Below are 20,462 nucleotides of genomic sequence, written 5' to 3' on the forward strand. Positions count from 1 at the left end.
GAAGGCTGCGCACAAATAAAAAGTGAACTGCAAAAGTGAGCGCTAGTCTTTCATGGCTGGCGGATGCCATAAACCCCAAGTTTTCACAGGATGACCTTATGACCGAACAACAGATTCTGCTGTCTTTCGGCGGCATCGGCATCGCAGCCCTGGGTTCCCAATGGCTGGCCTGGCGCCTGAAGCTGCCGGCCATCCTGTTTTTGCTGTTGAGCGGGATCCTGGTCGGCCCCGTGCTGGGCTGGCTGGACCCGCAGGAGCTGTTCGGCCCCCTGCTGATGCCGCTGGTTTCCCTGGCGGTGGCATTGATTCTGTTTGAAGGCAGCCTGACCCTGCACCTGTCGGAGTGGCGCGAAATCGGCACTGTGGTGCATCGCCTGGTGACCATCGGCGCGCTCTCGACCTGGGCGGTGATCACCCTCGCCACCCATTGGCTGCTGGGTTTTGACTGGCTGCTGGCGCTGCTGTTCGGCACCCTGACCCTGGTCACCGGGCCTACGGTGATTGTACCGATGCTGCGCGTGGTGCGGCCCAAGGCGTCGATTGCCAATATCCTGCGCTGGGAAGGCATCGTGATCGACCCGATTGGTGCGCTGCTCGCGGTGGTGGTCTACAGCTTTATTATCGCCAGCGCCACTGGCGAGGGCCTGAGCCACAGCCTGCTGACCTTCGCCGGGGTGATTGTATGCGGCAGCCTGTTTGGCATCGTGGGCGGCTGGATCATGGGGCAGATCGTACGCCACCAGTGGCTGCCAGAGTACCTGCACAGCCTGGCCACGCTGGCGGCGGTGCTGGCCGTGTTTATCGGCGCCAATACGGTGATGCATGAGTCCGGCCTGCTGGCGGTCACGCTGATGGGCATGTGGATGGCCAATATGAAAGGCGTGGATGTGCGCAACATCCTGCACTTCAAGGAAAACCTGAGCATCTTCCTGATCTCGGGGCTGTTTATCCTCCTCGCAGCGCGCCTGGACTTGAACGCGATGATCGGCCTGGGCCCCGTGGTGCTGGTGTTGCTGCTGGTCATTCAGTTCATTGCCCGGCCGCTGAACGTGGTGCTCTCGACCTTTGGCTCGAAACTGAACTGGCGCGAGCGGGCCTTGCTGGCCTGGATTGCCCCGCGCGGGATCGTCGCGGCAGCCGTTTCAGCAATTTTCGCGATCCGCCTGGATGAAGCAGGCCATCAGGGCGCCCTGCTGCTGGTACCCCTGACCTTTGCGGTGATCATTGGCACCGTGGTGTTGCAAAGCGCTACGGCACGCCCCCTGGCACGCTTGCTCAAGGTGGCAGAGCCCGCGCCCAGCGGCTTTTTGATCGTCGGCGCCAATGGCCCTGCCCGGCTCATTGGCAAAGCCCTGCAACAACTCGGTAGCCGCGTGCTGCTGACCGACTCCAACTGGGAGAATATTCGCGCAGCGCGTATGGAAAACCTGCCCACTTACTTTGGCAATCCGGCCTCGGAGCACGCCGAAAGCCATCTTGATCTGGTGGGCCTGGGGTACTTGCTCGCGCTGTCACCTTCTGGCGAGCTGAACACCCTGGCGGCGGCACGCTTTCATCATGAGTTCGGGCCACAGCGCCTGTTTGCCTTGACCAATGGCCAGGAGATCCGCCGCACCGACAAGCACCGTGCCAGCCATGAATACCGCGGGCAGGCACTGGGCAATCCGGCGCTGACTTACGGCCAGCTGGCCAGTGAATTGAGCCAGGGAGCCGAGCTGTACAGCACCAACCTGACCGACAACTTCACCTGGGAAGACTACCTGGCCCTGCACGGCAAGCGTCTCACCCTGCTGTTCGCCCGCGACAACAGTGGCTGGGTGCATGTGGTGACACCTGACAGCGATTTGAAACCAGGCAGCGGGTGGACGTTGCTGGCGTTGATCAGACAAACCCCGTAGCAGCTGCCGAAGGAACGAGGCTGCGTTCGACTGCGCAGCAGTCGTAAACCCTGAGTTTTCGTGTTTGACTGACACACCGCAGTGTTTGATTTCACGGCGGCTGCGCCGCCGAACGCAGCCTCGTTCCTTCGGCAGCTGCTACAAGGTTCTCGGGTAATTACGGGGCAAAGCCCGGCAACACCGGCACCGGGCGCTTGTCTTCGTCGATGGCAACAAAACTGAACACGCCCTGGATCGCCAGCTCACGGCTGTCGCAACTCATGCTTTCGACATACACCTCAACTTCAACCTTGAGGCTGGTGTTGCCAACTTTAACCACACGCCCCACCAGTTCAACAATGCAGCCAGCGGCAATCGGGTGGTTGAAATCAATACGGTCCGTGGACACCGTCACCAACGGCAGACGGCAAAAACGCGTTGCGGCAATAAACGACACTTCGTCCATCCACGCCAGCGCAGTACCGCCAAACAGGGTGTTGTGGTGATTGGTGGTCGAAGGAAATACCGCTTTGGTGATGCGTGTAACGGACAGGTCTGTACGGCGTTGAATCTCTTGCTCACGCGAATTCATGCTTACTAACTACCTACAACTGGACAAAGGTCTGACAAATCTCAGGCAACAAAAAAGCAGCCCGAAGGCTGCTTTTTTCTGCATCGGGAAGCTGGACTTAAGCCAGTTTTTCCTTGATGCGAGCTGCTTTACCCGACAGGTCGCGCAGGTAGTACAGCTTGGCTTTACGCACGTCACCGCGACGCTTAACAGCCATGCTGTCGATTTGCGGGCTGTAGGTCTGGAAAGTACGCTCTACGCCAACACCGTTGGAGATTTTACGAACAGTGAAAGCACTGTTCACGCCACGGTTACGCTTGGCAATCACTACACCTTCGAAAGCTTGCAGACGCGAACGATCGCCTTCCTTCACTTTCACCTGAACGACAATGGTGTCGCCCGGGGCAAAAGGAGGGATCTCTTTAGTCATCTGCTCTGCTTCGAGTGCAAGGATGATTTTGTTAGTCATGCTGTGCTCCTAAGGTAGATCAACTGATCTACCATCGATACGTTGTTAACTATCGTCCCGCTCGCGGATGTATTCCTCGAGCAGCTTCTTCTCTTCTCCAGAAAGCGAGCGGCTTTCCAGAAGATCGGCGCGTCGTTCAAAGGTCCGCCCAAGGGACTGCTGTAAACGCCAACGCCGGATGTGTGCATGATTGCCACTAAGCAATACGTCGGGAACACGCTGATCCGCATACACCTCCGGTCGGGTGTAGTGCGGGCAATCCAGCAAACCATCCGTGAAGGAATCTTCCTCCGCGGAGTCCGCATGCCCTAAAGCTCCAGGCAGCAGTCGTGTAACCGCATCAATCAGAACCATCGCCGGCAGCTCGCCACCAGAGAGTACATAGTCACCAATCGACCACTCTTCATCGACATAAGCGTCTATAAAACGCTCGTCAATGCCTTCATAACGACCTGCAATAAGGATTAATGCTTCCTCATTCGCCAGTTCGCGTACCGCCGACTGATTCAGTTGACGGCCTTGGGGCGACAGGTAAATCACCTTCGCCGCCTCTCCGGCTGCTTCCCTGGCCTGAACCAGTGCATCTTCCAGAGGTTTGATCTTCATCACCATGCCCGGACCACCGCCAAATGGGCGATCATCCACAGTGTGATGTCGATCCGTTGTGTAGTCTCGCGGGTTCCAACAAGTCAGCTGCAAGAGCCCTTGTTTCACCGCACGACTAGTGATGCCGTAGTCGCTGATGGCGGAAAACATTTCGGGAAACAAACTGATCACTTCTACGCGCAATTTAGCCACGCTTAGAAGTCCGCATCCCAATCCACCTTCATCTCGCCAGCGGCAAGGTCGACGCTCAACACGCATTGCTCTGTATAGGGCAACAAGCGATCGCGATCATCCAGGCTACCTGGGCAAGGTTTGACTTCCATGACATCGTTCGAGCCAGTTTCCATCAGGTCAACAATCTTGCCGAGCAATTGCCCTTCAAGGTTGGTCACTTTCAGTCCCTGCAGCTGGTACCAGTAGTACTCGCCGTCGGTCAGTTCAGGAAACAGGTTACGCGGCACGCAGATTTCGAATTCACGAAGAAGACCAGCTTCATCACGGTCATCGAGACCCTTGAGCTTTACAACCAGAAACTTGCCGTTATGAGAACGGCCACTGACCAGCTCTACCTGTCGTACATCATTACCGCGCCGAAGCGTCAGTTTTTTGTAGTCCAACAGGTTATCAATTGGATCCGCAAAGGAATAAACCTTCACTTCGCCGCGCACGCCGTGAATTGAGTAGATTTTGCCGATAACGATCAAATCATCAGCAGTTTCAGGCGTCACGCTCATATTGCTCAGGCCGCAACCTTAGCTTTTTCGTTCTCTTTAACCAGCTGAGCAACACGCTCAGACAGTTGAGCACCAACGCTCAGCCAGTAGGCGAGGCGGTCTTCTTTAACGGAGAAACGGATTTCCTGACCACGGGCAACCGGATTGAAGAAACCAATTTGTTCCTTGTGGGAACCGTCACGTGGGTTACGGCTGTCGGTAACGGTCAAGTGGTAAAACGGGCGCTTTTTGGAGCCGCCAAGGGCAAGACGGATTGTTAGCATGTGAACATCGTTCCTGTAGTCGGTGCTGCAAATCTAAAGGCACAGCGGGCATAGGTGCCCGAAAGGCCGCATATTCTAAGGAATATCCGGACTTTTGCAAATGTCTTTTTCTGGCGCCTATCGGCATGCCGTACAGACTTGCAACTAGGTCACCACGAATGGTGACAGGTCAGCTCCCGCACAGTGCGGGTTTGCCGGGTGTCTCGCATTGCTGCGAGTTGCCCGCACGCAAGCGTGCGGGCGGGTAAATTACATTTTTGGCATGCCGCCGCCGGGCATCATCGAGCCCATGCCGCGCATCATTTTGGCCATCCCACCCTTGGTGGAGAACTTTTTCATCATCTTTTGCATCTGCTTGTGCTGCTTGATCAAGCGACCGATGTCCTGCACCTGAGTGCCGGAACCCATGGCAATCCGGCGTTTGCGCGAACCGCTGATCAGCTCAGGGTCGCGGCGCTCGGCCGGGGTCATGGAATTGATGATGGCTTCCATCTGCTTGAACTGCTTTTCAGCTGCGCCCTGGGCATTGCCCATTTGCGCCAGATTGACCCCACCCATGTTCGGCAGTTTGTCCATGAGGCCGCCAAGGCCGCCCATGTTCTTCATCTGTTGCAGCTGGTCGCGGAAGTCTTCGAGGTCGAAGCCTTTGCCTTTTTTAAGCTTTTTCGCCAGTTTGTCGGCTTTGTCTTTATCGAGGGTCTGTTCGGCCTGCTCGATCAGGCTGAGCACGTCGCCCATGCCGAGGATGCGCGAGGCGATACGGTCCGGGTGGAACGGCTCGAGCGCATCGCTCTTCTCGCCCATACCGATGAACTTGATCGGCTTGCCGGTAATGGCACGCACGGACAACGCAGCACCGCCACGGGCATCACCATCGACCTTGGTCAGGATCACGCCGGTCAGCGGCAGGGCATCACCGAACGCCTTGGCGGTGTTGGCCGCATCCTGGCCGGTCATGGCATCCACGACAAACAGGGTTTCTGCAGGCTTGACGGCCGCATGCAGTTCCTGGATCTCGGCCATCATCTCGGCATCGATATGCAGGCGACCTGCGGTATCGAGGATAACCACGTCGATGAACTTCAGCTTCGCTTCAGCAATGGCTGCGCGAGCGATGTCTACCGGCTTCTGGCTCAGGTCGGACGGGAAGAAGGTAACCCCGACCTCATTGGCCAGGGTTTCGAGCTGCTTGATCGCTGCCGGACGATAAACGTCGGCCGAGACCACCATCACGGTTTTCTTTTTGCGCTCTTTAAGGAAGCGCGCCAGCTTGCCGGCGGTGGTGGTTTTACCCGCACCCTGCAAACCGGCCATCAATACAACGGCTGGCGGCGTGACATTAAGGACCAGGTCCTCGTTGGCAGCGCCCATCAGGCTTTCCAGCTCGGCCTGGACGATCTTCACAAACGCCTGGCCCGGCGTCAGGCTGCGGGACACTTCAGTGCCTACAGCGCGCTCTTTGACCGCGTTGACGAAGTCCTTGACGACCGGCAACGCCACGTCGGCTTCCAGCAACGCCATGCGCACTTCACGCAGGGTGTCTTTGATATTGTCCTCGGTCAGCTTGGCCTTGCCGGTGACATGGCGCAGCGTCTGCGAGAGACGATCGGTTAAATTTTCAAACATGCGCGATCCTTTCAGGCCCAAAGTAGACCGGGGTTATTGCGGCCCAGCCCGTGTAAAACTGATGCTCGGCGAGCCTGCGGCGTGGGCAGGTCGCGGATTATAGCGAAGACTGGCCGCCTCCGACACCATGCCGTCGGCTTATGTGGTCTTTCGTGTACAGGCGGTTGTATGCCAAACTCAGTCCTTTCGGGCTTGTCTAACAGGATTTATGCTCCCCTTGTCACCCAGCTTGCTACCCAGCCTCGCCGCCGCCTGCTTGTATGCCGCTGCGACCTTCTATCAGGGCTCTTGTCTGCGCCAAGGCGCAAAGGCAAACAAACGTCTGTTGGTGACGCTCGGCATTCTTGCCGTGCTCGCCCACGCCGCCAGCCTGTTTACCCACCTGATGACGCCTGCCGGCCTCGAACTGGACTTTTTCAGTGCGGCCAGCCTGATTGCCGTGGCCGTTATCAGCGTGACCCTGGTTGCTTGCGCACGCATCCCGGTCGAGAACCTGCTGCTGCTTTTATATCCGCTGGGCATGTTGACGGTATTAATGTCCGAATTCGCTCCACCCGGCACGGTTCAGGTCATTAATGAAGAGCCGGGCATTCTCGCGCATATCCTGCTGTCGATCCTGGCCTATGGCATGTTCACCATTGCGGTGTTCCAGGCGCTGCTGCTGTCGCTGCAGAACTATCAGCTCAAGCACAAGCACCCCAAGGGCCTGATCAAGAACTTCCCGCCGCTGCAAACCATGGAAAGCCTGCTGTTCGGCTTCCTCTGGGCTGGCTGGTCGCTGCTTTCGCTGTCGCTGATTTCCGGCTGGCTGTTCCTGGGCAATCTGTTCGCCCAGCACCTGGTGCACAAAACCCTGCTGGCCTGCCTGGCATGGATCGTATTCAGCGTGTTGCTGTGGGGCCGTCACCACCTCGGCTGGCGCGGCCACAAAGCCATCCGCTGGACGTTTGCCGGTTTTTGCCTGCTGATGCTGGCCTACTTTGGCAGCAAGCTGGTTCGTGAATACATACTGCATATCTGACGGGCGATAATTATGGATAGCTTGCCCCCCGGGCCGATTCTGGCGGCCTCGGCACTGTTGATTGCTGGAGCCGGCATCCTTGTCGGCTATGTACTGGGCAAGCGCGGCGCGGCCGCAAGGCGCGCGCAAGCCCTGCAGCCACGCGAAGAACTGCCCCAGCAGCAGGACGAGCAATCCAGCAGCCGCCCGCCATTGCTGTCCGGCATCCATGCGCTGGACAACATCACGGTCAACGACATCCTGATCCCGCGTAGCGAAGTCGAGGGCCTGAACCTCGACGACCCGATCGACGAGCTGATCGAACAGCTGCGCCAGACCACGCGTACCCGCCTGCCGGTGTTTCACAACGACATCAACCAGGTCGAAGCCATCCTCAACACCCGCCACATCCAACACATGCTGCCCGACGCCAGCCTGACCAAAGAGGCATTGCTGGCCGTTTGTCACGAACCCTACTTCATCCCCGAAAGCACCCCGCTGCAATTGCAACTGCTGAACTTCCACAAGCAGCAGCGCCGGCTGGGCGTGGTGGTCGATGAATATGGCGAAGTGCTCGGTATCGTGACGCTTGAGGACATCCTCGAAGAGATCGTCGGCGAGTTCGAAGACGAGCAAAACATCGACAACCCGCATATCGACCCCCTGCCCGACGGCCGTTATGTGGTCGATGGGGCCGCCTCCATTCGCGAGTTGAACAAGGCCCTCGGCTGGCACCTGCCCTGCGACGGCCCCAAAACCCTTAACGGCCTGGTCACCGAAGCACTGGAAACCATCCCCGAAACCACTGTATGCCTGAAAATCGGTGGCTATCGCCTGGAGATCCTCCAGACCGAAGAAAACCGCGTCAGCCGCGTGCTGATCTGGCACAACAGCGTCAAGCCCGCGGTTTAATCGCCGCGCAAGGTCTTGTTACATTTGAACAGGCCTCCCTATAATCTTCCTCGCTTACCCAAGCCTCGCCGACCCGCGTGTTACCCACACCCTGCGCTGTCGGCGCGTTGCTTTACGCAGTACCTGCGTACGTTCCCATCCTGAACTGCGCTTGCACCCTGTTATCCCTCAGGGCCAACGACCATAAAAATTGCTCGCCATGTCACGCCGCAAGGGCAGGCATCGGCCACAGCTCATAACTGTCAGGGATATACGCATGACCTCCAGCACCACCTACAGCGAAGCTACGCCCGACAAACCGGTCAACTCCGCGACCCGCGTAGCCACGGCCAGCTTTATCGGCACGGCCATCGAGTTCTATGACTTCTATGTGTATGCCACCGCCGCAGCACTGGTCATCGGCCCGGTATTTTTCCCGCAGACCTCCGGCACCGCACAAATGCTGTCGGCCTTTCTGACCTTCGGTATCGCCTTTCTCGCCCGCCCCCTGGGCTCCTTCCTGTTTGGCCACTTCGGTGACCGCATCGGGCGCAAGTCCACCCTGGTGGCCTCCCTGCTATTGATGGGCGTGTGTACCACGCTGATCGGCGTGCTGCCGGGCTATGCCACCATCGGCGCCTGGGCCCCGATCCTGCTCTGCGTGCTGCGCTTCGGCCAGGGCCTGGGGCTGGGCGGGGAATGGGGCGGCGCGGCATTGCTGGCCACCGAGAACGCCCCCAAGGGCAAACGCGCCTGGTATGGCATGTTTCCGCAACTGGGGCCTTCGATCGGCTTTCTGGCGGCCAACGGGCTGTTTCTGATTTTGGCCATGAGCCTGAGCGATGAGCAGTTCCGCTCCTGGGGCTGGCGCATTCCGTTCCTGCTCAGCGCTGCACTGGTGATGGTGGGCCTGTATGTACGCTTGAAGCTGGAAGAGACCCCGGTCTTCGCCAAGGCCGTGGCGCAACACGAACGGGTGAAAATGCCGATTGTCGAGTTGTTCAGCCAGTACTGGGCGCCGATGCTGCTGGGCGCGGCGTCGATGGTGGTGTGTTATGCGCTGTTCTATATCTCGACGGTGTTTTCCCTGAGTTATGGCGTTGCCACGCTGGGCTATACCCGCGAAACCTTCCTCGGCCTGCTGTGTTTTGCCGTGCTGTTTATGGCGGCGGCCACCCCGCTGTCGGCCTGGGCCAGCGACCGTTATGGGCGCAAGCCGGTGCTGGTGGTTGGCGGCGTGCTGGCGATTTTGTCCGGCTTTTTGATGGAACCCCTGCTCACCCACGGCACCACCTGGGGTGTGGCGCTGTTTCTGTGCATTGAGCTGTTTCTGATGGGGGTGACATTTGCCCCGATGGGCGCCCTGCTGCCGGAACTGTTCCCGACCCGCGTGCGCTACACCGGTGCGTCGGCGGCTTACAACCTGGGCGGGATTGTCGGCGCCTCGGCGGCACCGTTCTTTGCCCAGAAGCTGGTGAGCATGGGCGGCTTGAGCTGGGTCGGCGGGTACGTGTCGGGCGCAGCGATTCTCAGCCTGATAGCCGTGCTGTGCCTGAAGGAAACGAAAGAAGCTGACCTGAACAAGGTCGCGTAAAGAAACACTCAACCTGTGGGAGCGGGCTTGCCCGCGATTGCAACGCCTCGGTACATCAGATGTACCCAGTCGCTTGAATCGCGGGCAAGCCCGCTCCCACAAGGGCTTTTACAGCTCTACAACTACCGCTTTGGCCGCACGGGTGGCTTTGGCGCGGGCGGCTTCGATCGACTCGTCACGCGCCAGGGCTACGCCCATACGGCGCTGGCCGTTCACCTCTGGCTTGCCGAACAGGCGCAAGGCCGTGTCCGGCTCGCTCAGGGCTGCACCCAGGTTGGCGAACGCGGTCTGGGTCGACTGCCCTTCCACCAGAATTACCGCCGAGGCCGATGGCCCGAACTGGCGGATCAACGGAATCGGCAAACCCAGAATCGCCCGTGCATGCAGTGCAAACTGCGACAAGTCCTGGGAAATCAGGGTCACCAGGCCGGTATCATGGGGGCGCGGCGACACTTCACTGAACCACACCTGATCGCCCTTGATAAACAGCTCTACACCAAACAGGCCGCGCCCCCCCAGCGCCTCGGTAACCGCCCTGGCCACACGCTCGGACTCGGCCAGCGCAATCGGGCTCATGGCCTGCGGCTGCCAGGACTCCTGATAGTCGCCCTTCTCCTGACGGTGACCGACCGGCGCACAGAACGTGGTGCCGCCCACATGGCGCACGGTCAGCAGAGTAATTTCGTAGTCAAAGTCGATAAAGCCTTCAACGATGACCCGCCCTTTACCCGCCCGGCCGCCTTCCTGCGCGTAATCCCACGCAGCTTTTACATCATCGGCGCTGCGCAGCAGGCTCTGGCCCTTGCCCGACGAACTCATTACCGGCTTGACCACACACGGGAAGCCCAGGTCCAGCACCGCAGCGCTGTAGTCTTCGAAGGTGTCGGCAAAGTGGTACGGCGAAGTCGGCAGGTCCAGCTCTTCAGCGGCCAGACGGCGAATGCCTTCGCGGTTCATGGTCAGCGAGGTGGCGCGGGCAGTCGGGATGACGGTAAAACCTTCAGCTTCCAGCTCGACCAGGGTCGCGGTGGCGATGGCTTCGATTTCCGGGACGATAAAGTGCGGTTTTTCAGCTTCGATCACGGCACGCAGGGCGGCACCATCGAGCATGTTGATCACATGGCTGCGGTGAGCAACCTGCATGGCGGGTGCATTGGCATAGCGATCGACAGCGATCACTTCGACCCCCAGGCGCTGCAATTCGATGACAACTTCTTTGCCCAGCTCACCGCAGCCACACAACATGACGCGGGTGGCAGTGGGCGACAGTGGAGTTCCGATACGGGTCATTTCAGGTCCTCAAGGAAACAAATCATCGAAGGCACTGACCACGCCAGCGCCTGCAGGGGGATACAAAGGCCGGCATTTTACATGACTAGACCGCGGCTTTGCGTAAACGCCAGGCCATCGCCAGCCATACGCAGGTAACACCGGCGAATTTCGACGCCATCGCGATAATGATCACGCCAGGGGTGAACGCATCGATCATGCCGAAGAAGATAAAGGTGTCGATCGGGATGCTCAGCGCGGAACTGATCCACAGGCGGTCATGCAGTGGTCGCTTGGTGATGCTGAACACCAGCCAGTCGATGCACTCGGAAACGGCGAAAGCCGTGGCGCTGGCCAGGGCTATGGAAGGATCGGAGGTGATGTATGACAGCACCAGCGCCGCCAGCATGGCCAGCAGGGCGCCGTGGCCGAAGCGGGTTTGCACCATGTCGCGCAATACAAAGACCAGGCCACCCCAGGCCGACCAGATAATGTCCAGGTGCGGCGCCGTGGAAAACGCGAAGTTGATCAGCACGACGCTGGCGATATAAGCGAGAAGAAACAGCATGGCAGCGGGCGACACCTCTGAATAAGGCGCACAGGGTACTTGAGTCACAGTCGATTTTGTACCCGCGACATTCCCCTGTGGGAGTGGGCTTGCTCGCGTTGGCATCAGCGCAGTTTGCCTCACAGGCCGCGGCGCCTGCATCGCGGGCAAGCCCGCTCCCACCAAAAAGAAGAGTTGTCAGCTACCAGAACCCAGCATCCACACCACGCCACTGGCCTTGGCCCGTTCATGGCACAACACCAGCACTTCGCGACGTTCCGGGTTGGTCATGCGGCTCCAGCGGGTAATTTCTGCCACGGTGCGCTGGCAACCGCTGCACACGTCATCGTCGTCCAGCGCGCAAATGTTCACACAGGGCGAGGCGACCGGGCGCTCTGCTTCTGTCATTGCTCCTGCACCTCAAGCTCACGGGCATAACGCTGGCCGTTCTTGACGTAGTGGGCCGCGCTGGCCTCCAGCAGTTTTTTCTGTTCATCCGTGAGGTCGCGCACCACCTTGCCCGGCGAGCCCATGACCAGCGAACCGTCCGGGATTTCCTTGCCCTCGCCAATCAGCGAGTTGGCGCCAATGATGCAGTGCTTGCCAATTTTGGCGCCATTGAGGATGACCGCATTGATCCCGATCAGGCTGTAGTCGCCCACCGTACAGCCATGCAGCATGGCGTTATGGCCAATGGTCACGCCGGTGCCGAGGGTCAGCGGGTAGCCCATGTCGGTATGCATTACCGCGCCATCTTGCACATTGCTGTGCTTGCCGATCAGGATCAGCTCGTTGTCACCGCGCAACACGGCGTTGAACCAGACACTGGCGCCCTCCTCCAGCCGCACCTTGCCAATCAGAGTGGCCGTGGGCGCGGTCCAGCTTTCGGGGTGGGTTTCGACGAGCGAGTCGCCCAGACGGTATTTCATGGGATGTCCTCAAGGCAGGCGTGGCCGTCTGCAGACGGCTCTAGATTGGAATGGAACGTTCAGGCGGGGTGTGCAGGTTGATATTGACGTCGTCATAGAGCAGGTTCATCAGTTCCACGATCATGATAGCCGTCAGCCCCCAGATTTTGTAAACGCCAAAACGGTAGCTCGGCACATACCAGCTGCGGCCCTGGTAGTCGATGCGATGGGTATGCTCGCGCGGGTCCTGGCGGAAAAACTCCAGCGGCACGCTGAACACGGCGGCGATTTCGGCATCATTGGCCAGATACTCAACGTAGTCAGGGACCAGACCGACATAAGGAGTGACGCGAATACCGTGCAACGAGATCAAGGGGCTCAGCGGCCCGATCACCTCGACCAGCCCCGGCGGCAAGCCGATTTCTTCTTCGGCCTCACGCAAGGCGGTGAACACCAGGTCGGGGTCTTCCGGGTCGCGGCGCCCGCCCGGAAAAGCCACTTCACCACCGTGGGTCGACAACCCGCTGGCACGCAGGGTCAGAATCAGTTCAGGCTCAGAACTGCGGGTCACCGGCAACAACACCGCAGCTTCCGGGAAATTCCGTTCTGTTTCCAACGTCCGTGGGGTATAGCGGCTCACACGGCCAAGCAGCTCGTCCAGCATAGGTCATCTCGATCCGTCACTTATCGGGCATCATGCACCAAATCGTACCGGGCACCCAAGTCCTACAGTGTCGCAGGCCGCCATGCCGCACTTGCCGCCAGGCCGCTTCACCCCCCAAGATAGGCACCAGAGCCAGAGACCCCAGCATGAAATTTTGCAGCCAGTGCGGCCATACCGTCAGCCAGCTTGTCCCCTTGGGCGATTCACGCCTGCGGTATGTCTGCGACCATTGCCAGACCGTTCATTATCAAAACCCCAATATCGTCGCTGGTTGCGTGCCCGTGTGGGGTACCCAGGTGCTGTTGTGCCGCCGCGCCATCGAGCCGCGCAAAGGCTACTGGACCCTGCCCGCAGGCTTTATGGAGAACGGCGAGACCGTCGAAAACGCAGCCCGGCGCGAAACCCTTGAAGAAGCCTGTGCCGTGGTTGAGAACCTGGCCATCTACACCTTGATCGATGTGCCGCATATCAATCAGGTGCATATATTCTACCGCGCCGACCTTCTGGGCCCGGACTTCGCAGCCGGTGAAGAGAGCCTGGAAGTGCGCCTGTTTGAAGAAGCCGACATCCCTTGGTCAGAGCTGGCTTTCCGCACGGTCAGCCGTACCTTAGAATGCTTTTTCGCTGACCGCCCGGGCGCCATCTACCCCGTGCGCAGCGAGGCTGTACCACCCCTGGCCAGCCTCAACAAACCCCAACAATAATGCTGATTGCCTAGTACCTCAGGAATACCCCTCTAATGCGTTGGTTGCTCGCTGCCCTCTGTCTGTCATTTGCCGTTACCTGCCAGGCTTCTGTTGTCATCACCGTAAACGGCAAACCCGTTGATAAAAACCAGGTCCTCAAGCCAGCCCCGTCGTCGCAACCGGTGCGTGCCGGGCAGAGCATCGACAAGGTGCTGGTCATCAAGTCGGCGCGCAAGCTGGAACTGATCAGCAATGGCAAGCCCATCAAGACCTACCGCATTTCGTTGGGCAAACAGCCGAAGGGCCCGAAAATGCGCGAGGGCGACAAGCGCACCCCCGAGGGCATCTACTGGGTCGACTGGCGCAAAAAAAGCGACAAGTTCAACCTGGCCATGCATATCAACTACCCCAATATCAGCGACGCGGCCACGGCGCGACGTGAAGGCTTGAACCCGGGCTCGATGATCATGATCCACGGCACGCCCGACAGCGAAGACAACCCCGAAGAGCTGTTCCATACCCTGGACTGGACAGATGGTTGCATCGCCATGAAAAACCACGAGATGCGCGAAGTCTGGAACCTGGTTCCTGACGGCACCATGGTTGAAATCCGCCCGTAACCAGGCACCACGCAAACAACAAAAAACCCGCTGACCGTTACCGGTTCAGCGGGTTTTTTATGTGCCTTGTGGCTAGATATCAGCCAGTTGCCACACTTCGTACGCGGGCGTTTCATACGGGTGGCTGAGCTTGAGCGCAGCCACCACGGCCTGAATCAGATCATCGGCAACGACCAGTTCAACCTTCCATTCCCCCACATACTCGACCTGACCGGTTTGCCCGATAAACGGCTGGCTGCCGTCCAGCGCACGAAACTGGCCCTGACCCATGGTTTGCCACGCGCAGTGGTCATAGCTGCCGATTCGTCCGCCACCGGCGGCGAATACGGCATCCTTGACCCCATCCACATGGCTTGGGGGAACGAAAAAGCTGAGCTTGTACATGCGCTTAATCGACCCACACACGAGCGTTACGGAACATGCGCAACCACGGCGCGTCTTCGCTCCACTCTTCCGGGCGCCACGAGTTCTGCACGGCGCGGAATACCCGCTCCGGGTGCGGCATCATGATGGTCACACGGCCGTCACGGCTGGTCAGGCCGGTGATCCCGCGCGGCGAGCCGTTCGGGTTGGCCGGGTAGTTTTCCGTGACCTTGCCGTGGTTGTCGACGAAGCGCAGTGCCACTGCACCGGACAGGTCCGCCTGCAACATGGCTTCTTCGCTGGCGAACTCGGCATGGCCTTCACCGTGAGCGATGGCGATCGGCATGCGCGAACCGGCCATGCCCTGCAGGAAGATCGAGTTCGACTCCTGCACCTGCACCATTGCCACGCGGGCTTCGAACTGCTCGGAACGGTTACGCACAAAGTGCGGCCACAGCTCGCTGCCAGGGATCAGTTCGCTCAGGTTGGACATCATCTGGCAACCGTTGCACACACCCAGGGAGAAGCTGTCAGTGCGCTCGAAGAAGCTCTGGAACGCATCGCGGGCACGGGTATTGAACAGAGCCGACTTGGCCCAGCCTTCACCGGCACCCAGCACGTCGCCGTAGGAGAAACCACCGCAGGCAACCAGACCCTTGAACTCGTTCAGGTCGACACGGCCGGCCAGAATGTCGCTCATGTGTACGTCGATAGCATTGAAACCGGCACGGTCAAACGCCGCGGCCATTTCAACCTGACCGTTGACGCCCTGCTCACGCAGAACTGCCACTTGCGGGCGAATGCCTTTCTTGATGTACGGCGCGCTGATATTGGCGTTCACGTCAAAGCTCAACTGGGCGGTCAGGCCCGGGTTGTCTTCTTCGAGCAGTACATCGAACTCTTGCTGCGCGCAGTCCGCGTTGTCACGCATGCGCTGGATCTGGAAGCTGGTTTCAGCCCACTGGCGCTGCAACTCGCCACGCTGACCGGCAAACACTTTTTCACCGTTGAAGGTGATGGTGACTTCGCTGTTGTTCAGCGGCTGGCCGATCACGTCGACACACTCACCCAGGCCTGCGGCGCTGAACTGTGCAAGCACATCAGCGGTCGCGTCCTGACGCACCTGAATCACGGCACCCAGTTCTTCGTTGAACAGGATGGCCGGAAGCTGGCTGGCGCTGTCTGCGAGGCAGTCGAGGGTCAGGTTCAGGCCGCAGTGACCGGAAAACGCCATTTCCATCACGCTGGTGAGCAAACCACCGTCGGAACGGTCGTGGTAAGCCAGCAGGTGGCCATCAGCATTCAGGCCCTGGATCACGGCGAAGAAGGCCTTGAGGTCTTCTGCGTCGTCGACGTCAGGCGCCTGCTTGCCCAGCTTGCCGTAGGTCTGGGCCAGGATCGAGGCGCCCATACGGTTCTGGCCACGGCCCAGGTCGATCAGGATCAGATCGGTCAGACCCTTGTCCATGCGCAGTACCGGGGTCAGGGTCTGGCGAATGTCGAGCACCGGGGCAAAACCGGTCACTACCAGCGACAGCGGCGAGGTCACGGTTTTGTCCGCACCCTCTTCGCTCCAGCGGGTTTGCATCGACATCGAGTCCTTGCCCACCGGGATGGTGATGCCCAGCTCCGGGCACAGTTCCATGCCGACAGCTTTGACCGTGTCGTACAGACGAGCGTCTTCACCCGGGTGGCCGGCAGCGGACATCCAGTTGGCGGACAGCTTGATGTCGCTGATCTTGCCAATGCGCGAAGCGGCGATATTGGTCAGGGTTTCGCCAATGGCCATGCGGCCCGATGCCGGAGCATCCAGCAGTGCCAGCGGGGTACGCTCGCCCATGGCCATGGCTTCGCCGGTGTAGACGTCGAAGCTGGTTGCGGTGACAGCCACGTCAGCCACAGGCACCTGCCACGGGCCAACCATCTGGTCGCGGGCAACCAGACCGGTGATGGTGCGGTCGCCGATGGTGATCAGGAAGCTTTTGCTGGCCACGGCCGGGTGATGCAGGACGCGCTCGACGCACTCGCCGATGCTCAGCGCAGCAGGGTCGAAGTCATCGCCCAGCTCTTCTTCGCGAACGGCCGAACGGTGCATGCGCGGGGCCTTGCCCAGCAGCACTTCCAGTGGCATGTCCACCGGGCTGTTGCCGAAATGGCTGTCGGTCACGGTCAGTTGCGGTTCGGCAGTGGCTTCACCGACAACGGCAAACGGGCAACGCTCACGCTCGCAGATCGCCTGGAAGCGCTCGAAATCTTCGACGCCCACGGCCAGAACATAACGCTCCTGGGATTCGTTGCTCCAGATTTCGTGCGGGGCCATGCCCGGCTCGTCGTTTGGAATGTTGCGCAGTTCGAAACGACCACCACGGTCGCCGTCGTTCACCAGCTCAGGGAAGGCGTTGGACAGGCCACCGGCACCCACGTCGTGGATAAAGCTGATCGGGTTCTTGTCACCCAGCTGCCAGCAACGGTCGATCACTTCCTGGCAACGGCGTTCCATTTCCGGGTTTTCGCGCTGTACCGAAGCGAAGTCCAGGTCAGCCGAGCTTGCGCCGGTGGCCATCGAGGATGCTGCACCGCCACCCAGGCCGATCAGCATGGCCGGGCCGCCCAGCACGATGAGCTTGGAGCCCACGGTGATTTCGGCTTTCTGTACGTGTTCGGCGCGGATGTTGCCCATGCCGCCGGCCAACATGATCGGCTTGTGGTAACCACGCACTTCTTCGCCACGCGGGGTGGTGATGGACTGCTCGAACGTACGGAAGTAGCCGGTCAGGGCCGGACGACCGAATTCGTTGTTGAATGCAGCACCACCCAGCGGGCCTTCGATCATGATGTCCAGCGCGGTCACAATGCGCTCGGGCTTGCCGTATGGCACTTCCCACGGCTGTTCAAAGCCCGGGATCTGCAGGTTGGACACGGTGAAACCGGTCAGGCCGGCCTTTGGCTTGGCACCACGACCGGTTGCACCTTCGTCGCGGATCTCACCACCGGAACCGGTCGCCGCACCCGGGAACGGGGCAATGGCGGTCGGGTGGTTGTGGGTTTCAACCTTCATCAGGATGTGCACCGGCTCCTGCACCGCACCGTACTGGCGGGTTTCAGGGTCCGGGAAGAAACGCCCGGCAACACTGCCGACGATGACCGAGGCATTGTCCTTATAAGCAGACAGAACGCCTTCGCTGTGCATCACGTAGGTGTTCTTGATCATGCCAAACAGGCTCTTGTCCTGGCTTTGGCCGTCAATGTCCCAACTGGCGTTGAAGATCTTGTGGCGGCAATGCTCGGAGTTGGCCTGGGCAAACATCATCAGTTCGATGTCGTGCGGGTTGCGACCCAGACCGTTGAAAGCATTGACCAGATAGTCGATTTCGTCTTCGGCCAGGGCCAGGCCCAGCTCGACGTTGGCTTTTTCCAGCGCGGCGCGACCGCCACCCAGTACGTCAATGGCTGTCAGCGGCTTTGGTTCGGCGTGGCTGAACAAACCGGCAGCCTGCTCCAGGGTACCCAGCACGATTTGCGTCATGCGGTCATGCAATGCAGCAGCGATCAGCTCGGCATCCGCGTCGCTGAACTGGCCAGCCACATAGAATGCAATGCCGCGTTCCAGGCGCTGGATTTTCGCCAGGCCACAGTTACGGGCAATATCGCTGGCCTTGCTCGACCAGGGAGAAATGGTGCCAAACCGCGGCAACACCAGGAACAGTCGGCCACTCGGCTCTTGCACCGGCACGCTTGGGCCGTACTTCAGGAGACGAGCCAGTACCTGCTGTTCATCGCTGGTCAGCTCGCCGGTAGTATCGGCAAAGTGGGCGAATTCAGCATACAAACCCGTGACAGACGGAACCTTGAGGCTCAGTTGTGCAAGGAGTTTGCTGTGGCGAAAGGCAGAAAGGGCAGGAGCGCCGCGCAGGATCAACATCTTCGGGACAGCCTCGGGAGGGGTATGCTTTGAGGCCCGGCATTCTAGCGTAAACCATCGCCAACGGCACCCGAAACGGCACACCAGACGCATACCAAACGCGACTAATCGACCAAAGCCTTATTCTTTATGGCTATCAGCCGCTTGGCGCATGGTTGTTTATGATCTTTAAAGAGCGATCCACCCCCCATTCCACAAGGGTTTCAGCGATTTTCGCGGTCAATATCAGAATGACTGAAAATTGTCGAGATATGGCACCCGCGCTGCTTTGCGTATACTGCGCGGATGTTTTCTCTAACTGATATCCGCCCGCGCTGCGCCAAATGGCTGCTCGCAACCGGACTCTTCCTGATGCTCAGTGCCTGCGTTGAAAAACCCAGCACCCTGGAGCGCGTAAAGGAGGATGGGGTACTGCGGGTGATTACCCGTAACAGCCCCGCGACCTACTTCGAGGATCGCAACGGTGAAACCGGCTTCGAATACGAGCTGGTGAAACGCTTTGCCGATGATCTGGGGGTCGAGCTCAAGATCGAAACCGCCGACAACCTGGACGACATGTTCAACCAGCTGGGCCAGCCTGACGGCCCGGTTCTGGCTGCTGCCGGCCTGGTCAGCAGCGAGAAGCGCCTGCAACAAGCCCGATTTTCCCACCCCTACCTCGAAGTCACGCCGCAGATCATCTATCGCAATGGCCAGTCGCGGCCGACCTCTGCCGCTGACCTGGTGGGCAAGCGCATCACCGTGCTCAAGGGCAGCTCCCATGCCGAGCAACTGGCCGAGCTGAAAAAGCAGTATCCCGGGATCGAGTACGACGAATCCGACGCCGTTGAAGTGGTCGACTTGCTGCGCATGGTCGATGAAGGCCAGATTGACCTCACGCTGGTCGACTCCAACGAAGTGGCGATGAACCAGGTGTACTTCCCCAACGTGCGCGTGGCCTTTGACCTGGGCGATGCGCGCAGCCAGCGCTGGGCGGTGGCGGCAGGTGAAGACAACAGCCTGCTTAACGAGATCAACGCCTACCTGGACAAGGTTGAAAAGAACGGCACCCTGCAACGTCTCAAGGACCGTTATTACGGGCATGTCGACGTACTTGGCTACGTCGGCGCCTACACATTCGCCCAGCACCTGCAGCAACGCTTGCCCAAGTACGAAAAGTTCTTCAAGGACGCGGCCAAGAAAGAGCAGATCGACTGGCGCCTGCTGGCGGCAATGGGCTATCAAGAATCCCTGTGGCAACCTGCAGTAACGTCAAAAACCGGCGTTCGCGGCCTGATGATGCTGACCCAGAACACAGCACAGGCGATGGGCGTGTCCAACCGCCTGGATGCCAAGCAGAGCATCATGGGCGGTGCCAAGTACCTGGCGCTGATCAAGAGCGAACTGGACGATGATATTCAAGAGCCGGATCGCACCTGGTTTGCACTGGCGGCCTACAACGTGGGTGGCGGTCACCTTGAAGACGCGCGCAAGCTGGCCAAGAAGGAAGGCCTGAACCCGAACAAGTGGCTGGACGTAAAGAAAATGCTGCCTCGCCTTGCGCAGAAGCAGTGGTACAGCAAAACCCGCTATGGCTACGCCCGCGGCGGCGAGCCGGTGCACTTTGTGGCCAACATCCGTCGTTACTACGACATCCTGACCTGGGCTACGCAGCCGCAGCTTGAAGGCGACCAGGCGGCGGACAGCAAACTGCACATCCCCGGCATCGACAAGACCAAGCCCAAGGAAGAGCCGCAGCTTTAGCTGAGGGAGCGAGCCTGTTGTGGGAGCGGGCTTGCTCGCGATTGCCCCAGCATGGTCTTACAGGTAAAACCTGCCGCCCGCATCGCGAGCAAGCCCGCTCCCACAGGGG

Annotated in this window: 19 protein-coding genes and 1 pseudogene; 7 read left to right on the forward strand and 13 right to left on the reverse strand. The window is 59.7% G+C overall.

Annotated elements, in window-relative coordinates:
- Positions 1-98: 98 nt before the first annotated feature.
- On the forward strand, positions 99-1,898 hold the full coding sequence (locus tag BLU25_RS09585; protein ID WP_083369618.1) for a cation:proton antiporter: 1,800 nt from the start codon (positions 99-101) through the stop codon (positions 1,896-1,898).
- Between the two features lie 157 nt (positions 1,899-2,055).
- Here the strand turns inward: BLU25_RS09585 and BLU25_RS09590 are convergent, their stop codons facing one another.
- The 6 genes from BLU25_RS09590 to ffh form a co-directional block, all read right to left on the reverse strand.
- Positions 2,056-2,469 carry an acyl-CoA thioesterase gene (locus BLU25_RS09590; protein WP_016781918.1) on the reverse strand — a complete coding sequence of 138 codons (414 nt, stop codon included), beginning with the start codon at positions 2,467-2,469 and terminating at the stop codon, positions 2,056-2,058.
- Positions 2,470-2,566: 97 nt separating this feature from the next.
- On the reverse strand, positions 2,567-2,917 hold the full coding sequence (gene rplS, locus BLU25_RS09595) for a 50S ribosomal protein L19 (RefSeq protein ID WP_003440273.1): 351 nt from the start codon (positions 2,915-2,917) through the stop codon (positions 2,567-2,569).
- A gap of 45 nt (positions 2,918-2,962) precedes the next feature.
- A complete protein-coding gene (trmD, locus tag BLU25_RS09600) occupies positions 2,963-3,673 on the reverse strand; it encodes a tRNA (guanosine(37)-N1)-methyltransferase TrmD (protein ID WP_228795904.1) in 711 nt (236 codons plus the stop codon).
- A gap of 44 nt (positions 3,674-3,717) precedes the next feature.
- Positions 3,718-4,257, reverse strand: coding sequence for a ribosome maturation factor RimM (rimM, locus tag BLU25_RS09605; protein WP_016781916.1), 540 nt, complete (start codon positions 4,255-4,257; stop codon positions 3,718-3,720).
- A gap of 5 nt (positions 4,258-4,262) precedes the next feature.
- Positions 4,263-4,520: a 30S ribosomal protein S16 gene (rpsP, locus tag BLU25_RS09610; RefSeq protein ID WP_016781915.1), complete on the reverse strand. Its 258-nt coding sequence runs from the start codon at positions 4,518-4,520 to the stop codon at positions 4,263-4,265.
- 249 nt (positions 4,521-4,769) lie between these two features.
- Positions 4,770-6,146, reverse strand: a complete 1,377-nt coding sequence (ffh, locus tag BLU25_RS09615) for a signal recognition particle protein (RefSeq protein ID WP_016781914.1) — start codon at positions 6,144-6,146, stop codon at positions 4,770-4,772.
- 208 nt (positions 6,147-6,354) lie between these two features.
- Here ffh and BLU25_RS09620 point away from each other — a divergent pair, with 208 nt between their 5' ends.
- The 3 genes and pseudogenes from BLU25_RS09620 to BLU25_RS09630 all read left to right on the forward strand — a co-directional run bounded on the left by BLU25_RS09620 (position 6,355) and on the right by BLU25_RS09630 (position 9,631).
- Positions 6,355-7,167: a cytochrome C assembly family protein gene (locus tag BLU25_RS09620; RefSeq protein ID WP_016781913.1), complete on the forward strand. Its 813-nt coding sequence runs from the start codon at positions 6,355-6,357 to the stop codon at positions 7,165-7,167.
- A 189-nt stretch (positions 7,168-7,356) separates the two neighbouring features.
- Positions 7,357-8,058: pseudogene (locus BLU25_RS09625) on the forward strand (transporter associated domain-containing protein); the annotation flags it as partial.
- 256 nt (positions 8,059-8,314) lie between these two features.
- Positions 8,315-9,631 (forward strand): MFS transporter, encoded by a 1,317-nt coding sequence (locus BLU25_RS09630; protein WP_016781911.1) that lies wholly within the window; start codon positions 8,315-8,317, stop codon positions 9,629-9,631.
- A 108-nt stretch (positions 9,632-9,739) separates the two neighbouring features.
- Here the strand turns inward: BLU25_RS09630 and purT are convergent, their stop codons facing one another.
- The 5 genes from purT to BLU25_RS09655 all read right to left on the reverse strand — a co-directional run bounded on the left by purT (position 9,740) and on the right by BLU25_RS09655 (position 13,019).
- On the reverse strand, positions 9,740-10,921 hold the full coding sequence (purT, locus tag BLU25_RS09635) for a formate-dependent phosphoribosylglycinamide formyltransferase (protein WP_016781910.1): 1,182 nt from the start codon (positions 10,919-10,921) through the stop codon (positions 9,740-9,742).
- Positions 10,922-11,006: 85 nt separating this feature from the next.
- A complete protein-coding gene (locus BLU25_RS09640) occupies positions 11,007-11,468 on the reverse strand; it encodes a 7-cyano-7-deazaguanine/7-aminomethyl-7-deazaguanine transporter (RefSeq protein ID WP_016781909.1) in 462 nt (153 codons plus the stop codon).
- A 177-nt stretch (positions 11,469-11,645) separates the two neighbouring features.
- The gene (locus BLU25_RS09645; protein WP_016781908.1) at positions 11,646-11,855 is read right to left on the reverse strand and encodes a DUF1289 domain-containing protein; all 210 of its coding nucleotides are present in this window, start codon (positions 11,853-11,855) and stop codon (positions 11,646-11,648) included.
- Positions 11,852-12,376: a gamma carbonic anhydrase family protein gene (locus BLU25_RS09650; protein ID WP_016781907.1), complete on the reverse strand. Its 525-nt coding sequence runs from the start codon at positions 12,374-12,376 to the stop codon at positions 11,852-11,854. The genes BLU25_RS09645 and BLU25_RS09650 overlap by 4 nt, the downstream gene beginning before the upstream one ends.
- A gap of 40 nt (positions 12,377-12,416) precedes the next feature.
- A complete protein-coding gene (locus tag BLU25_RS09655; RefSeq protein ID WP_016781906.1) occupies positions 12,417-13,019 on the reverse strand; it encodes a CoA pyrophosphatase in 603 nt (200 codons plus the stop codon).
- A 146-nt stretch (positions 13,020-13,165) separates the two neighbouring features.
- On the opposite strand from BLU25_RS09655, the gene BLU25_RS09660 reads away from it, so the two are divergent.
- Positions 13,166-13,723, forward strand: coding sequence for an NUDIX hydrolase (locus BLU25_RS09660; protein ID WP_016781905.1), 558 nt, complete (start codon positions 13,166-13,168; stop codon positions 13,721-13,723).
- A gap of 35 nt (positions 13,724-13,758) precedes the next feature.
- Positions 13,759-14,325 (forward strand): L,D-transpeptidase family protein, encoded by a 567-nt coding sequence (locus BLU25_RS09665; protein WP_016781904.1) that lies wholly within the window; start codon positions 13,759-13,761, stop codon positions 14,323-14,325.
- Between the two features lie 72 nt (positions 14,326-14,397).
- On the opposite strand, the gene BLU25_RS09670 is transcribed toward BLU25_RS09665, so the two are convergent.
- Positions 14,398-14,709 carry a YqfO family protein gene (locus BLU25_RS09670; RefSeq protein WP_016781903.1) on the reverse strand — a complete coding sequence of 104 codons (312 nt, stop codon included), beginning with the start codon at positions 14,707-14,709 and terminating at the stop codon, positions 14,398-14,400.
- A 4-nt stretch (positions 14,710-14,713) separates the two neighbouring features.
- Positions 14,714-18,610: a phosphoribosylformylglycinamidine synthase gene (purL, locus tag BLU25_RS09675; RefSeq protein WP_083369619.1), complete on the reverse strand. Its 3,897-nt coding sequence runs from the start codon at positions 18,608-18,610 to the stop codon at positions 14,714-14,716.
- Between the two features lie 285 nt (positions 18,611-18,895).
- Here purL and mltF point away from each other — a divergent pair, with 285 nt between their 5' ends.
- The gene (mltF, locus tag BLU25_RS09680; protein ID WP_029611546.1) at positions 18,896-20,353 is read left to right on the forward strand and encodes a membrane-bound lytic murein transglycosylase MltF; all 1,458 of its coding nucleotides are present in this window, start codon (positions 18,896-18,898) and stop codon (positions 20,351-20,353) included.
- Positions 20,354-20,462 lie beyond the last annotated feature (109 nt).

It is taken from the genome of Pseudomonas fragi (genome assembly GCF_900105835.1).
GTDB classification, from domain to species: Bacteria; Pseudomonadota; Gammaproteobacteria; order Pseudomonadales; family Pseudomonadaceae; genus Aquipseudomonas; species Aquipseudomonas fragi.

Excerpts from the sequence above, each read along its gene's own strand:
- BLU25_RS09585 (WP_083369618.1), top strand. The coding sequence starts at position 99 with ATGACCGAACAACAGATTCTGCTGTCTTTCGGCGGCATCGGCATCGCA.
- BLU25_RS09590 (WP_016781918.1), bottom strand. The coding sequence starts at position 2,469 with ATGAATTCGCGTGAGCAAGAGATTCAACGCCGTACAGACCTGTCCGTT.
- rplS (WP_003440273.1), bottom strand. The coding sequence starts at position 2,917 with ATGACTAACAAAATCATCCTTGCACTCGAAGCAGAGCAGATGACTAAA.
- trmD (WP_228795904.1), bottom strand. The coding sequence starts at position 3,673 with ATGTTTTCCGCCATCAGCGACTACGGCATCACTAGTCGTGCGGTGAAA.
- rimM (WP_016781916.1), bottom strand. The coding sequence starts at position 4,257 with ATGAGCGTGACGCCTGAAACTGCTGATGATTTGATCGTTATCGGCAAA.
- rpsP (WP_016781915.1), bottom strand. The coding sequence starts at position 4,520 with ATGCTAACAATCCGTCTTGCCCTTGGCGGCTCCAAAAAGCGCCCGTTT.
- ffh (WP_016781914.1), bottom strand. The coding sequence starts at position 6,146 with ATGTTTGAAAATTTAACCGATCGTCTCTCGCAGACGCTGCGCCATGTC.
- BLU25_RS09620 (WP_016781913.1), top strand. The coding sequence starts at position 6,355 with ATGCTCCCCTTGTCACCCAGCTTGCTACCCAGCCTCGCCGCCGCCTGC.
- BLU25_RS09630 (WP_016781911.1), top strand. The coding sequence starts at position 8,315 with ATGACCTCCAGCACCACCTACAGCGAAGCTACGCCCGACAAACCGGTC.
- purT (WP_016781910.1), bottom strand. The coding sequence starts at position 10,921 with ATGACCCGTATCGGAACTCCACTGTCGCCCACTGCCACCCGCGTCATG.
- BLU25_RS09640 (WP_016781909.1), bottom strand. The coding sequence starts at position 11,468 with ATGCTGTTTCTTCTCGCTTATATCGCCAGCGTCGTGCTGATCAACTTC.
- BLU25_RS09645 (WP_016781908.1), bottom strand. The coding sequence starts at position 11,855 with ATGACAGAAGCAGAGCGCCCGGTCGCCTCGCCCTGTGTGAACATTTGC.
- BLU25_RS09650 (WP_016781907.1), bottom strand. The coding sequence starts at position 12,376 with ATGAAATACCGTCTGGGCGACTCGCTCGTCGAAACCCACCCCGAAAGC.
- BLU25_RS09655 (WP_016781906.1), bottom strand. The coding sequence starts at position 13,019 with ATGCTGGACGAGCTGCTTGGCCGTGTGAGCCGCTATACCCCACGGACG.
- BLU25_RS09660 (WP_016781905.1), top strand. The coding sequence starts at position 13,166 with ATGAAATTTTGCAGCCAGTGCGGCCATACCGTCAGCCAGCTTGTCCCC.
- BLU25_RS09665 (WP_016781904.1), top strand. The coding sequence starts at position 13,759 with ATGCGTTGGTTGCTCGCTGCCCTCTGTCTGTCATTTGCCGTTACCTGC.
- BLU25_RS09670 (WP_016781903.1), bottom strand. The coding sequence starts at position 14,709 with ATGTACAAGCTCAGCTTTTTCGTTCCCCCAAGCCATGTGGATGGGGTC.
- purL (WP_083369619.1), bottom strand. The coding sequence starts at position 18,610 with ATGTTGATCCTGCGCGGCGCTCCTGCCCTTTCTGCCTTTCGCCACAGC.
- mltF (WP_029611546.1), top strand. The coding sequence starts at position 18,896 with ATGTTTTCTCTAACTGATATCCGCCCGCGCTGCGCCAAATGGCTGCTC.